The sequence below is a fragment of the Streptomyces sp. RKAG290 genome, from assembly GCF_023701695.1.
In the GTDB taxonomy this organism is placed as follows: Bacteria; Actinomycetota; Actinomycetes; order Streptomycetales; family Streptomycetaceae; genus Streptomyces.
In genome coordinates this window covers 7,362,581-7,375,407 of the sequence record NZ_JAJOZC010000001.1, presented here as the reverse complement: position 1 = coordinate 7,375,407, position 12,827 = coordinate 7,362,581, and the positions used below count along the sequence as shown (strand labels likewise).

Genomic DNA, 12,827 nt, shown 5'->3' with positions numbered 1-12,827 from the left:
CTGGGCGATCCAGCCGACATGGAGCCGCCTTGACGGAGCCCGAGCGCGGAGCTAGTCTCCAGCTCAATCTATTTGATCGGTAAAAGACGAGGAAGCCGATGGCGACGATGCGGGAGGTGGCGGAGCTCGCCGGAGTCACCAAGCAGACCGTCTCAAACGTGGTCACCGGTCGCGTACCGGTACGGCCGGAGACGGCGGCGCGGGTGCGCTCGGCCATCGAGGAACTCGGTTACACCCCGAACCTGGTGGCCCGTTCCCTGGCGACCGGCACCACGAAGACGGTCGGCCTGTTCGTCCCGACCGTGGTCAAGCCCTTCTACTCGGAGATCGTAGAGGAGGTCGAGGACGTCCTGGAGCAGCACGGTTATCACCTGCTGCTGTGTACCACCCGGCTCGACGGCGAGCGCGCCCGGCGACATCTGGCGGGTCTGTCCAGCCGCTCCGTCGACGCGCTGCTTATCGCCGGCGACAGCGACCTGATCGACCACCTGCCACTGCTGGCGGACGCCCGTTTCCCGGTGGCGCTGTGCGCCTGGGAGAGCGAGGCGCCGGGCGACTTTCCGGTGGTCACCATCGACTACGAGCAGGCCGGCTACCTGGCCGGACGTCATCTGCGCGAGCTCGGACACGAGCGGGTGGCCGTCCTGGCCAGTCTGCCCGCCCACGCATCCCGGGTGGAGGGTTTTCGGCGCGCCTTCGCCCGCGACGGACTGACCGTTCCGGACACTTCGGTGTTCGTCCTGTCGGAGCCGACGCTCGCCGGTAGCGCCGCCGCCGCGCGCGCGGCACTCGCCGCTGATCCCGCGCTGACCGCGATCTTCGCAACCCACCTCAGCCACGGCGTACTGGAGGCCGCGACGCAGGCCGGACTCTCGGTCCCAGGCGACTTGTCGGTGATCGGGCACGACGACATGCAGGGGAGTTGGCGTGCGCGCAAGGCGCTCACCGAAGTCGTCTTCCCCAAGCAGGAGATGGCCCGGCAGGCGACCGAACTGCTGCTGCGCTCAATCACCGAGCGAGCGGCGCCCACCAACTCGCTCCAGATGCTGAGGCCCACGCTGATCGTGCGGGAAAGCACCGGCCCGGCCACCGGTACGCCGGCCGCCGATGCCGGACTCGCGACCGATGCCTGACTCGCGACAACGACGCGCGTACCTGCCCTCCTGAAAGACACCTCCGCTGGAGGATGTGCAGAGCGCTCGACTCGCCAATCCCTGACTCAGCAGTGGGGCCCTGCCACCGCCGCGCACCTTCACCCCGCCATTCGGGGCTGGGACAGCTCGCCCGCTCAAGGCCGTCCACCACGGCCCCGTCGGCGTGCCCGGGTGCCGAGAACCGGTGGCGCTCGCGCCCGCCTGGCGGGACAGCCCCCGACCGGATGCCACCCGGCCGCCCGGGCCTGGGCACGGGTTGGCTTGATCTGCGGCGGCCCGGCGATCACTTGCGCCACTTCGGCGCACGGTCCGCACCCGAGCCAGCTCCTTGCCATGGCCCGGATCACAGGCTCCACGGGAGCAAGATCCGAGACCTGCCAGTCCGACACCGATCCGCAAGACCCGTTTTCCGTCGAACAACGAGCGAAAGCGAAGTTCTCCATGAAGCGAGCGCAGACCGATCCGACCGGGCATGAGGTTCCGCGCACTCCGGCAACCGAGGACGACCTGTACCTCACCGCCCCCATCAACTTGTGGCACGACGCGATTCCGCTCGGCAACGGTCTGATGGGCGGCCTGTTGTGGGGTGGACACAACTCCCTGCGTCTCTCCCTGGACCGCGGTGACCTCTGGGACGAACGCACCACGGGCGAGAGCGCATGGTGGCAGAAGCACCCGTGGCGGAGCCTGGAGGACGACGGGGATCCGTGGAGCCAGTACTACGAGGGCGCCACGCCGACCAAACTTCCCGCCGGTTTCCTGGAGTTGACACTCGACCAGGGCGAAACGATCCGGTCCTTCGAACTGAGCCTGGCTGCGGCCGAGGGCACGGCAACGCTCAGCGACGGCACGGCAGCGCGTGCCTTCTTCAGCGCGAACGAACCCGTGGCCATGCTTCGAATTCCCGGTAATCCGCCGCAGGCAGTGCGGCTTCGCCCGGCCGGCACAACCGAGGAATGCGGCGAAACCGGTCCGCAAAGCGGAGGTGCGGTGGCCGCTCTCGGCCACCCGCCTGCCGACCTCGGGCAGACGGATGACATGCAGTGGTACGTGCAGGAGGCGGCGGACGGATTCCGCTACTGCGCGTGCGTCGCCACCCAGCGGGCAGCCGGAGAGACCTGGCTGGCAGTGGCCATCACTACCACCCATGACTGCGCGCCGGGTGAAGACCTCCTGGCGTTGGCCAAGTCGCGCTGCCGCGATGCCCTGAGGCGGGGCTACGCCGAGATATTTGCCGACCATGTTGCCTGGTGGCGTGAGTTCTGGGACCGATCGTCCATCGAGGTCCCTGAGCCGCACATCCGGCGTGCCCACCGATTCGCCCGCTACCTCTATGGAGCGGGCTCACGCCAGGGCGCACCGCCGATGCCTCTGCAAGGCGTCTGGACCGCCGACAACGGCGGCCTCCCGCCGTGGAAGGGCGACTACCACAACGACCTCAACACGCAGTTGACGTACATGGCCTACCAGGAGGCCGGGAACTTCGAGTCGGGGCTCAGCTACCTCGAATTCCTCTGGAAGCTGGCGCCCACGTTCCGCCGGTTCGCCAGGGACTTCTACGGTACCGACGGTCTGGCGACCCCCGGCGTGATGTCGCTCTCCGGACAACCTCTGGGCGGATGGGGCCAGTACTCGATGTCCCCGACGATGAGTGCATGGAACGCCCACCTGTTCTATCTGCACTGGCGCTATACCGGCGACGACAGCTTCCTGACGGACCGCGCCTATCCGTGGTGCAGCGAAGTAGGCCGATGTCTGCGAGAGTTGCTCAAGCCTGATGCCGAGGGTGTCCTCGTCCTCCCCAGATCCTCCTCGCCGGAGATCTTCGACAACGGCCCGCTCGCCTGGCTCAGGCCCAACAGCAACTACGACCTCATGTGCCTGAGGACGCTGTTCCTGTCGCTGAGCGAAATGGCCGAAGCGCAGAACCTGACATCCGACGCGAGCAGTTGGGTGCGGGCAGCCGCGGAGCTGGGTGATTTCCATGCCGCCGCCGACGGCGAACTTCTCCTGGACGCCTGCACGCTGCTTCGCGAGAGCCACCGCCACCTCTCGCACCTGATCGGCATCTATCCCTTCAATCTGATCACCATCGACGGCGACGCACAGGACCAAGAACGCATCCGCGCCTCGCTCGCCGCATGGGACGAGCTGGGAACCGGCGAATGGTGCGGCTACACCTGGGGCTGGATGAGCTGCCTGCGCGCGCGCACCGGGGACGCCGAGCAGGCCGTGCGCCATCTCGATGTGTTCACCCGCGCGTTCGTCTCACGCAATGGCTTCCATCTCAATGGCGACCAGTCCGGCGAAGGATTCTCGAACTTCACCTACCAACCCTTCACCCTCGAAGGCAACTTCGCCGCTATGCAGGCCGTCCAGGAACTTCTTCTGCAAAGCTGGAGTCCGACTCCTGGAGTGCGCGACACGGAGGTCATCCGCCTGTTCCCCGCCGTCCCGTGGCGCTGGCACGACGCGAGCTTCAGGGACCTGCGGGCAGAGGGTGGCCATCGAGTGTCGGCCAAGCGCAAGAACAACTCCACCGTGTGGTTCAAGGTGGTGGCCGGCAAGGACGGCCTCGTACGCATCCGCGACAACTTCGACGGGCGTGCACCGAGATGGGCCACCGCCGACGTCAGGAAAGTCGGCCGAGACTTCGAAGTGCGGCTGAGCAAGGGCGACGTACTCGAAGCCACCCTGGCCGCGCCGGCTCAGCTCCCTCCGGAGCCGTCCGACGCAGCCCCCCCGGTCGTAGTAGGCGTTGTCGGCAACTCTCTCGAGAGAGCGAGGTAAAGGACCTTTCTCCGCCGGAACACCAGCGGGACCCCCTCATGTCACGCGCGAGTCACCAACCCGACGGACAACGTCCCACCGGGGGTCCCGAACTGGACATAGGTGTTCGCACTGGACTGGCTGGACGCCCTGAGACGGTTATGCCTACCTGTGCCATGTGGGACCGGATCGCGCCGTCGCCCAGAGTGGTCCAGTCCACGATCAGCAGTGGGCCACCGCCGTCGGCCTTCCAGACTGCGCCCCGACCGCGGGAGGCCACAAAGCGCTCCATAGATCCCGACACCCGCCCCCAGCTGACAACCGATCACCGACGCCTGAGCATCGCCCGGCAAGAAAACCTCCAGACGGCCATCGCGACGATCGCCTGCGTCCAGGACTACCGCATCGCAGCCACCCGCCCAGCAGTCATCCCGAGGCTTCGCCGGGTCAGCGGCCCCCAACACCCCTGCGGCCCGTCCAAGACGGCCATGCGCGCCGAGGAATCACGCGTCATCTCGCTCGCCGCCTGTCCCCGGCTACCAACCAAACCATCGCGGTACAACACGCACCACTACCACCAAGATCCGGACCATACGCGGGCCGACTCCCCACATTGAACCCATCGGACCGACACCCTTGCTGGTCAGAGGGCGGTACCGCCTGTACCAGCAGCAGAAAAAGAACCTCCTGGTGTCGTACTCGGCGAAGAAGCCGGGGTCTTTGAGCCCTGACCCAGTACAAGACCGTGAGGAGCCTGTTGTCGGTACCACGCCCTACGCTGTGTCGCCCTGATGGAACGACGATTTTCGGGGGCGCGATGAGAGAGGGCGGGGTGCTGTCGCTCCTTGCCCACCGGTTCAAGGTGGGCAAGGAGCCGCTGACGACCCAGGCGCTGTGCTACCTGGCGCAGTCGCACGAGCGAATCCGGCGCAGCCTTGCAGCACTGGCCGCACACGGCGCCCACGCGCCTGAGCTGCTGGACAGCGTCAGATTCCAGGCGGAATCGGTGTCCGCACTCGCAGACGGGCGACCGGACATCGAGGGGGCGGCGGGCGACGTGACGCTCGTCCTGATCGAGGGCAAGTTCGACGCGGGTCTGACCGGCCACCAGCCGGTCAGTTACCTGGAGCGGCTGGCGGACGGCGGAACACTGCTTTTCGTCTGTCCGGCCCGACGGGTACGCACCCTGCTTCACGAACTGACCCGTCGAGCACAGAAGGGCGGCTTCGCGCCGGTGGGACTGCCCACCACCGACGAACGGGGCATTCGCTGGCAGCAGTTGGTCCCCGACCGGGCGCTCGCGGTCGTGGGATGGGCCACGCTGCTCGACTGGCTCGCCGGACAACTCCCCTCGGAGGACACCGGCGCACGCAGCGATCTTGGGCAGGTGCGAGGGTTGGCGGTCAGATTCGAGGAGGAGCTCATGGACTGGACGCGGACGCAGCTGGCAAACCCGGGGCTGGACGGGTTCGGAGCGGCCTTCGAGAGGGGATACCGCTCCGCTCAGGAAGCGGCGGATGCCCTCAAGAACCATGAAGAGGTGCACGGCGCCGGGTCCTTGGGCTGGCGGATGGTGGGCAACTCCTTCTACAGCCTGGCTGCCCGAGTGGGTCAGGTCACTCTTCGGATCGGGTTCTCGCCGGCCGACTGGGGCCCCTCCTGCCCCACGCCGCTTCAGTTCGTGGTCTCCAAAAAGGGCCTGGCTGCGAACCAGCTCGACGACGCCCACCGGGCCTACCTCAAGATCATGGACCTGGTGAACAAGCGGCTCGCCATCGACTTCGCCGGACTCACCTTCCCGCCCCACGGTCGGCAGGACGAGTACTGGTGGGGGCCGCTGCCCCTGTCCTTCGACGTTCCGGAACAGGAGTGGCGGGCCGACCTGGAGGACACGATCGCTGCGATCGTGACCGCCGTCTCAACGCTGAAACACGCATAGCGCCTGGGCGGACAGCGCCGTACAGCGAAGTACCGAACGACGAGTTCGAAGCTTCTCCCGGTCCCCCAGCCGTGCGGAGACCGGGCCGTCCGGGTGCTGCCTGCTGGTGTGCGCTCAGCCCTGACGCGCCTTGAAGCGTGGGTTCTTCTTGTTCACGACGAAGAGCACTCCGCGCCTGCGGACCACCTGGGCGCCGGGCTTGGACTTCATCGACCGCAAGGAATTGCGTACCTTCATGACTCTGCTCTCCTCCTCCTGCTCGCGGGATCGCGGTTCAGCCTCGAGCTACTGCCGCCCGCGGCCGTAACGGCGCTCGAAGCGCTCCACCCGGCCGGCGGTGTCCACGACACGTGAGGCTCCGGTGTAGAAGGGGTGGCTCGCCGGCGAGACCTCGACGTCGATCACGGGATAGGTGACGTCCTCCCACTCGATCGTCCTTGCCGACCGCGCGGTGGAACGGGTCAGGAACGCCACGTCCGCCGAACGGTCACGGAAGACGACCGGCCTGGATTCCGGGTGGATACGGGCCCTCATGGGGATTCCTTCCTTACGGCTGTGCGCCCGGTTGCGGGTCACAAGATGACGGCGGTACGTGGCGTCGACGACTGCATCACGACGAGACGCTGCTGGTTGCCTGCCATGAAGTCTCCTTCCGCCGCACCACACGCATTGACTCGCGCATGTCATCTGCGTGGTGTAACAGCGACCGGAGGCCCCGCATTCCCGCACGTATCGGGCCAGGCCGGCAACCGGTCCGCCGCGGCGGGCGCCGCGCGGCTTTCACCGCGGCGGACCGGTGACACGTCAGCCGTCGATGCGGTGCGTGGTCCAGAAGGAGGTGAGGTTCGTGGTCGTGGCTGCCTGGGCTGCCGCCTTGAACTCGGCGGTGGTCGAGACGCCGTACCAGTGCGACGTCGCGTAGTCCTTCAGCAGTTTGGTCATCACGGCGTCACCGAGCAGACGCCGCAGGTCGTGCAGGGCGCATTTGCCGTATCCGTAGACGACGGTGGAGTAGCGGGACGAGTGGGTGTCCCAGTACGCCATCGAGTTGGTGATCTTCTCCGCCGTCGAGGCCCAGGAGACGCTGTTCCAGCAGTTGGTGCCCGACAGCCCCTGCGCGAGGTCGGTGGCGTAGTCGGTGAACGCCTCGTCCAGCCAGGGGCTGTTGTACTCGTCGTCGCCGACGATCCCGTAGAACCACTGGTGGCCGATCTCATGGGTGAGCGCCGTGGTGCTGACCAGGTCCAGGACGAACCCGGGATACTCCATGCCGCCGAACCAGAAGCTGTTGTCGATCACCGCGTCCAGCTCGCCGTAGGGGTAGGCGCCGAAGCGGCCCGCGTGGGCGTCCACCGCGGACTTGGCGGTGGTGAGCATCGACTGGGCGTTGGCGGAGCTGATGCCCGAGACCGAGTAGATGTTGATCGGGGTCCCGGCGGCGGACGTGCCGGAGATCTTGGCGAACGGGCCCGCCGCCCAGGCGAAGTCACGGACCTTGGAGGCGGTGGCTGTGGTGATGGTGCGCCCGCTGGAACCAGCGGTGTCGACCGAGGCGCCGGTGGCCGGGACGAGCAGGGCGGCCGGGTGATCGAGGGTCACCTTGAAGTCGGCGGCCAGCGAGTAGAACGCCTCGCCGTTGTTGGTGTACGGGTCCAGGTGCCAGCCCGTCCCGTCCTTGACCGCGAGGACCGGCAACGCGTTGCCGATCATACTGAAGGCTCCGTCGTGGCCGAACCTGTCGGCGCCGCTGGGCACGGTGATGCCGAGATCGAAGCCGATGGTGGTCGACTGGCCCAGTGCCAGCGGAGTCGGCAGGGCGATCCGGAGCGCCGTGCAGCCCACCGAGAGGGCGCCCGCGGTGCCGCCGGTGACGTTGCTGACCGTGATCGGCATCGCCGAGCAGGTGCCGTGGTAGTTGTCCCACAGGCGCAGGTACACCTCGGTGAGCGGGGTGGCCGCGGCATTGGTGAAGGTCGTGCTCTCGTGGCCGGTCCAGACGGTGCCGGCGGCGTTGCTGCTCAGACTGACGGTGTACGAGGGCGCGGCCGGCGTGCGGGTGGAGTCGGCCGGCGGAGTGGTGTCGCCCGAGGCGTTGAGGGCGAGGTCGTCGACGACGAAGCTCGTCTGGAGGCTGGAGTCCTCGGTGCCGGTGAAGGCGACAACGACGGTCTGGCCCGCGAACGCCGACACGTCGAACGACTTCTGCGCGTAGCCGTTGGCCTTGTTGAGGTTCGAGTAGGTCGCCGGCGTCGTGCTGCCGATCTTCGCCGTCAGCTTGTCGTACGCGGTGGACGAGGTCGTCTCGGCGCTGTCGATGTGCAGCCAGAACGTCAGGGTGGCGCTGCTGCACCCGGCCGGGACGGTGACGCTCTGCGAGAGGGTGTCGGTGTGAGTGCTGCCGACGCCGTCCAGCCAGGCGAAGCTGGTGCCGCTGTGGGCGGTCTGGCCGGTGCGGCTGGTGATCACACCGGAGGACGACTGGGTCCAGGGCGAAGTGCCGTTCTCGAAGCCGCCGTTGGCGACCACCTGGGCCGGCGTGCAGGCTGCGGCCGCCGAGGGGGCGGCGGACTGCGCCGCCGCCGGAACGACGGGGAGGAGTACTGCGGCCAACGCGGCGACGACAAACGCGGCGAAGGTCTTGTGGGAGGTCGGTCTCACACGAAACTCCTTTGAGGCGGCCGGGATTCCGGCCTGCTCGGTGGCCGCCCGGCCGGCATGGGTGCGCCGGTGAACAGCCATGGGGCGCGCATCGGTTGCGCTGTCGCTGGTGAGATTTCCGCTCCGTCGGCCTGGGGTCAGGACGACGGCTGCCGGAAGCCTGGCAGAGTTGACCGGGCCATGCCATCAGAAATGGGTAAAAGTATGCCCATCCCTGCCACGCCCCCGCCGCCATGGCACCCACCCCCGACCCACACCGCCGGGCAGTCAGCTCGAGGCAGCCGCCCTGCGGCTGCGGAACGCGGCCACGCGCGTACGGTTCTGGCAGGTCACCGAGCAGAAGCGGCGCCGGCCGCCGGGTGACTGGTCGATGTAGACGTCGACGCAACGCTCCCCCGCACAGGTGCCGATGCGCGCGAAACCGTGGTCGGCGAGATACCGCCGCCCTCGGTCTCGCCGTTCTGCTGCGCTCCGCACCTGTGGCACTCATGGTCGTGGAGCTGGTCGGCGGGCTCTACCCCGGGTGGCTTGCGGTGACCACGATCCGCTCCGCCAGGAAGGCGCCGGCCGCGGCCACCGGCAAGCCGGCCCGGCGTCAGGTCCTGCGACGGGCCGTCCTCACCAGTCTGCTCAATCCCAAGATGGTGCTGTTCTTCACCGCGTTCCTGCCGCGCTTCACCAGTCCGGAACACGGGCCGCTCTGGCTCCAGTTCCTCACCCTCGGGATGATCCTCCTGGTCCCTGGGCTCGCCTGGGACAGCACGATCTCCTGTGCGCCGGCCGGCTGGGACAGAGGCTGGTGGCCGGTCGCCGTACGGCCGTGGCGGTGAACCTGGTGGCCGGGGTCACCTTCGCCGCCCTCGCGGCACTTCTGCTGAAGGACATGCTGGCCGCTCTCGTGGCGTGACGACGGCAGCCCCGTACATCACAGCGGCCGCAGGAAGGACGACTGCTCGGCGAAGGCGCTCGGTCCTTCCGGACAGCACCGAAGGGCGCCGGAGCAGATATCTCACCTGCCAGGCGCCCTTCTTGGTGCTCATGAGTGTGGGCGGGCCCTCTCGATGGCCCGCCCACACTCATGCGTTGTCCCTTGCCGTGCGCGTTCCTACGACTGTGTGCGTGTCGTCAGGAGCTTTCTCATCCGCGGGTACGGGTGCGCCGGGAGCGTACGACGAACACCGCCTTCAGCAGAACTCCCGCAGCGGCCATGCCTGCGCCGGTCGCCAGGAGTGTCGTCCCTGAACCCGTGTCCGCCAGGTGACCACCACCGTGGTGGCCGGAGTGGCTCGGCTGCGTGCTGGGCACCGGACTTGGCGTATGCGTCGGGGTGGGGCGGGGAGTGTGCGTGGGGCTGGGAGTCGGTGTGGGGCTGGGAGTCGGCTTGTGGCAGTGCTTGCCGTGGCACGGCTCCGGCTTGTGACAGTGCTTGCCGTGGCAGGGGCGCTTGGCTTCGACCTGGAGGGTGACGTCTGCGGGGGGCGAGACGACCTCGGTTCCGCGGGCCTCGCCGCGGGCGGCTGCCACGTTGATGACGGAGCCCCGGGCGGCGTCCGCCTCAGTGACGGTATAGGTGCCGGTGCAGGTGGTGGTTGCTCCCGGTGCGAGCGTGGTGGCCTGGCAGGTGACGTCGGGGACGAGGTCATCGGTGACCGCGACGTCCGTCAGCTGTGTCTCGCCGGTGTTGGTGGCGGTGTAGGTGTACGTCACCTCGTCACCGGCCCGGTAGACCCGGGTGTCGTCGGCCGACTTCACCAGGTGCAGGCTCAGTTCGGAGCCGACCACCAGGGTGACGTCGTCGGGTGGCGAGACGACGGACGTGCTGCCTGCCTGTCCCCGCGCGGTGGCGACGTTGGTGACGGAGCCCTGGTCGGCGTCCTGGTCCGTGACCGTGTAGGTGCCGGTGCAGGTGGTGCTGTCGCCGGTCTGACCGGCCGGCGCGAGCGTGGTCGTACCGCAGGCCACACCGGTGACGTGGTCGTCGGTGACACCGACCCCGGTCAGTTCCAGGGGCCCGGTGTTGGTGACGGTGTAGGTGTACGTCACTTCGTCACCGGCCCGGTACACCTGGGTGTCGTCGGCCGACTTCTCCAGCCGCACTCCCGGTCCGGACTGGACGGGCAGGGTGACCGTGTCCGGCGGCGACACGACGGGCGCGTCACCGGCCTGGCCCTGAGCCGTGGCGGTGTTGGTGACCGAACCGGCCGTGCCGTCGGCGTCGGTGACCGTGTACGTACCGGTGCAGGTCATCGTCTCGCCCACGGCGAGTGCGGTCTTCGGGCAGGTGACCCCGGTGACGCGGTCGTCGGTCACCGTCACGCCGGTCAGCGGGACGTTGCCACTGTTGGTCGCCACGTACTCGAACGGAACCTGCATTCCCGGTGCCAGCGGTGAGGGCAGCGGGTGCTCCTGGGAGGCCTGCTTGACGAGGTTGAGCTGGGGCAGCGCAGCAGCCGGGTGGACCGTGACGTTCCGGATCAGATGGACGTCGGTGAACAGACCGGTCGACGCGGCGAAGCCGAACTTGTAGGTGTCCGGCACGGGCTGCGGCGCCGGCGTCGAGAGCACCTCCTGGGTGCCGTTGCCGTCGTGGAAGTCGATCGCGACCGTGACCACCGGATCGGGAGAGGGCGAGATCTCCACCGTCACGGTGCGGCGCGAGGGCTCGAGCAGCGCCTCGGCCTCCGCCGGGGTGGAGCCGACCGGGATCGAGTTCGTGGGCCCGTGCAGCTGGCCGGGCAGGGTGGAGGGCCAGGGGCCGGTCGTCGAGAGGTTGCTGGTGGTGGCGTCGAGGAAGCAGTAGCCCTCGATGCCGTCGCCCGGGCCACGTAGGGTCACCATGTTCGCGCCCGGTGCGGGAATCCGGAAGGACGTACCGGCCGGGGAGCGGTTGGCGCAGCCGTTGCCGCGGTGCTCCCAGTCGCCGAAGTAGTTGCCGAGGACGTCCAGGCCGACGCCGAGGTAGCCCCGGTTGACGCCTGGCACGAACGTCTGGCCGGGGTCGTCGTTGGGGAGCTTCTGTGCGTAGCCGAGGCTGCCGCCGAAGGCTCCCGGTGAGGTGAGTGAGGCCGCACCGTCGATGAGGAAGAACGAGATGCCGTCGGCGGGCGGGTTGGTCGCTCCTCCGTACTGCCACTGGTCGAACGTGGTGACCAGGCCCTGGTTAGCCGGCAGTGCGTGGTTGTAGAGGACCGCGGCGGACTGGTCGTTCGATGCGTCGGTCAGCCGCAGGTATCCGTTCGGCGCCCCGTTGTTCGGGGGAACGGGCCCGGTCGCACCGGCCGGACACCCGGTGAGGGGGTGCGTTCCCGGGCCGGGGGCCGGTGCCTGCGGCGCGCCGGTCAGACATGCGGGCCCGAACGCCTCGAACTGCGCCTGCGCGTCGGCCCCTGTGAACGTCTCGTCGACAAGAGGCACGCCCACGGGCTGTGCGGAGGCCGCCTGGCCCGGCAGGCCCAGGCCTGCGGCCACCATCCCGAGGACGCCGAGACCGGTCGCGGCCCACCGTCCGGTCGCGGTACGCCTGGCTCTGGTGCTCGTGGCGCGGAAATCTCTCAGACTCATACCGAGGAAAGTATGAAAACAGGATGAAAATCATAGGTGGGACACGCTCCCTGCCTCCACCCCGCACCCGTACAGCCGCACCGCCGCACCGCCGCACCCCACCCGACCGCAACAGGGCCGGGTTGCTCTTGCGGGGATCGCCTCGCCGCGACGGAGAGAGGGAGGCCGGTGGGCAGCCGCGCCGAGGGACCTGTCATTCTGTGCCCGCCCTGACTCGCCATCAACTTGGGAGAACAAACACCCATGCGCTCAAGAACTCTCACCGCAGCGGCTCTTGCCACCGCACTCTCCGCCGCAGGTGTGCTCGCGACCGCGCAGAGCGCCGTCGCGGCGCCGCAGTCCAGCTGCGACTACAAGGTCGTATGGCCGACAGCCGGCGTGTACGAGAACCCGAGCCCCTACAGCGTCATCGTGAAGACCAAGCAGGCAGGTGACATCGTCGGTGCGCCCGGCCCCGGCTGCGAGTACGCCGGGTGGAACGACGCGACGTACAACTACACCTACGCGCGTGTCAGCACCGATGCGGCGGCCGACGGCGTGGGCTGGATGCGGTACGACGCTCTCGTCCGCGTCTGACGGTCGCCTCGCACCCGTCGGGACACCAGCACCCCGGGCCCACAACCGGCCGGGCGGGCCCGGAGCCTGACGCCGCTGCCGCCACCGGACCTCCGGCGGCGGCAGCAGCCCGCTGAGCCACCCCCTGGGCAGGGAGGTGGCGCGCCTTCGCGCGGGACAAACGACGGCGC

The 12,827-nt window shown here is 68.6% G+C and carries 10 protein-coding genes; 5 read left to right on the top strand and 5 right to left on the bottom strand.

Translation table 11 applies throughout. The features are described 5' to 3' along the window. The first annotated feature begins 98 nt into the window (after positions 1-98). The 3 genes from LNW71_RS32655 (at position 99) to LNW71_RS32645 (ending at position 5,862) form a co-directional block, all read left to right on the top strand. Positions 99-1,133, top strand: coding sequence for a LacI family DNA-binding transcriptional regulator (locus LNW71_RS32655; protein WP_250971471.1), 1,035 nt, complete (start codon positions 99-101; stop codon positions 1,131-1,133). A gap of 354 nt (positions 1,134-1,487) precedes the next feature. Further along, complete coding sequence (locus LNW71_RS32650) at positions 1,488-3,944, top strand: hypothetical protein (protein ID WP_250971470.1); 2,457 nt, start codon at positions 1,488-1,490, stop codon at positions 3,942-3,944. Between the two features lie 811 nt (positions 3,945-4,755). Then, positions 4,756-5,862 carry a hypothetical protein gene (locus LNW71_RS32645; RefSeq protein WP_250971469.1) on the top strand — a complete coding sequence of 369 codons (1,107 nt, stop codon included), beginning with the start codon at positions 4,756-4,758 and terminating at the stop codon, positions 5,860-5,862. A 114-nt stretch (positions 5,863-5,976) separates the two neighbouring features. Here the strand turns inward: LNW71_RS32645 and ykgO are convergent, their stop codons facing one another. The 4 genes from ykgO to LNW71_RS37095 all read right to left on the bottom strand — a co-directional run bounded on the left by ykgO (position 5,977) and on the right by LNW71_RS37095 (position 8,931). Continuing rightward, positions 5,977-6,099, bottom strand: a complete 123-nt coding sequence (gene ykgO / locus LNW71_RS32640) for a type B 50S ribosomal protein L36 (RefSeq protein WP_250971468.1) — start codon at positions 6,097-6,099, stop codon at positions 5,977-5,979. A 48-nt stretch (positions 6,100-6,147) separates the two neighbouring features. Beyond that, a complete protein-coding gene (locus LNW71_RS32635; RefSeq protein ID WP_250971467.1) occupies positions 6,148-6,396 on the bottom strand; it encodes a type B 50S ribosomal protein L31 in 249 nt (82 codons plus the stop codon). Between the two features lie 270 nt (positions 6,397-6,666). Further along, positions 6,667-8,520 (bottom strand): M1 family aminopeptidase, encoded by a 1,854-nt coding sequence (locus LNW71_RS32630; RefSeq protein ID WP_250971466.1) that lies wholly within the window; start codon positions 8,518-8,520, stop codon positions 6,667-6,669. 267 nt (positions 8,521-8,787) lie between these two features. Continuing rightward, positions 8,788-8,931 (bottom strand): CGNR zinc finger domain-containing protein, encoded by a 144-nt coding sequence (locus LNW71_RS37095; protein ID WP_374119541.1) that lies wholly within the window; start codon positions 8,929-8,931, stop codon positions 8,788-8,790. Here LNW71_RS37095 and LNW71_RS36265 point away from each other — a divergent pair. Continuing rightward, a complete protein-coding gene (locus LNW71_RS36265; RefSeq protein WP_374119483.1) occupies positions 8,880-9,350 on the top strand; it encodes a LysE family translocator in 471 nt (156 codons plus the stop codon). The genes LNW71_RS37095 and LNW71_RS36265 overlap by 52 nt on opposite strands. A 307-nt stretch (positions 9,351-9,657) precedes the next feature. On the opposite strand, the gene LNW71_RS32620 is transcribed toward LNW71_RS36265, so the two are convergent. Then, positions 9,658-12,081 carry a hypothetical protein gene (locus LNW71_RS32620; RefSeq protein WP_250971465.1) on the bottom strand — a complete coding sequence of 808 codons (2,424 nt, stop codon included), beginning with the start codon at positions 12,079-12,081 and terminating at the stop codon, positions 9,658-9,660. Between the two features lie 243 nt (positions 12,082-12,324). On the opposite strand from LNW71_RS32620, the gene LNW71_RS32615 reads away from it, so the two are divergent. Beyond that, positions 12,325-12,657: a glycosyltransferase gene (locus LNW71_RS32615; protein WP_250971464.1), complete on the top strand. Its 333-nt coding sequence runs from the start codon at positions 12,325-12,327 to the stop codon at positions 12,655-12,657. Positions 12,658-12,827: the final 170 nt, after the last annotated feature.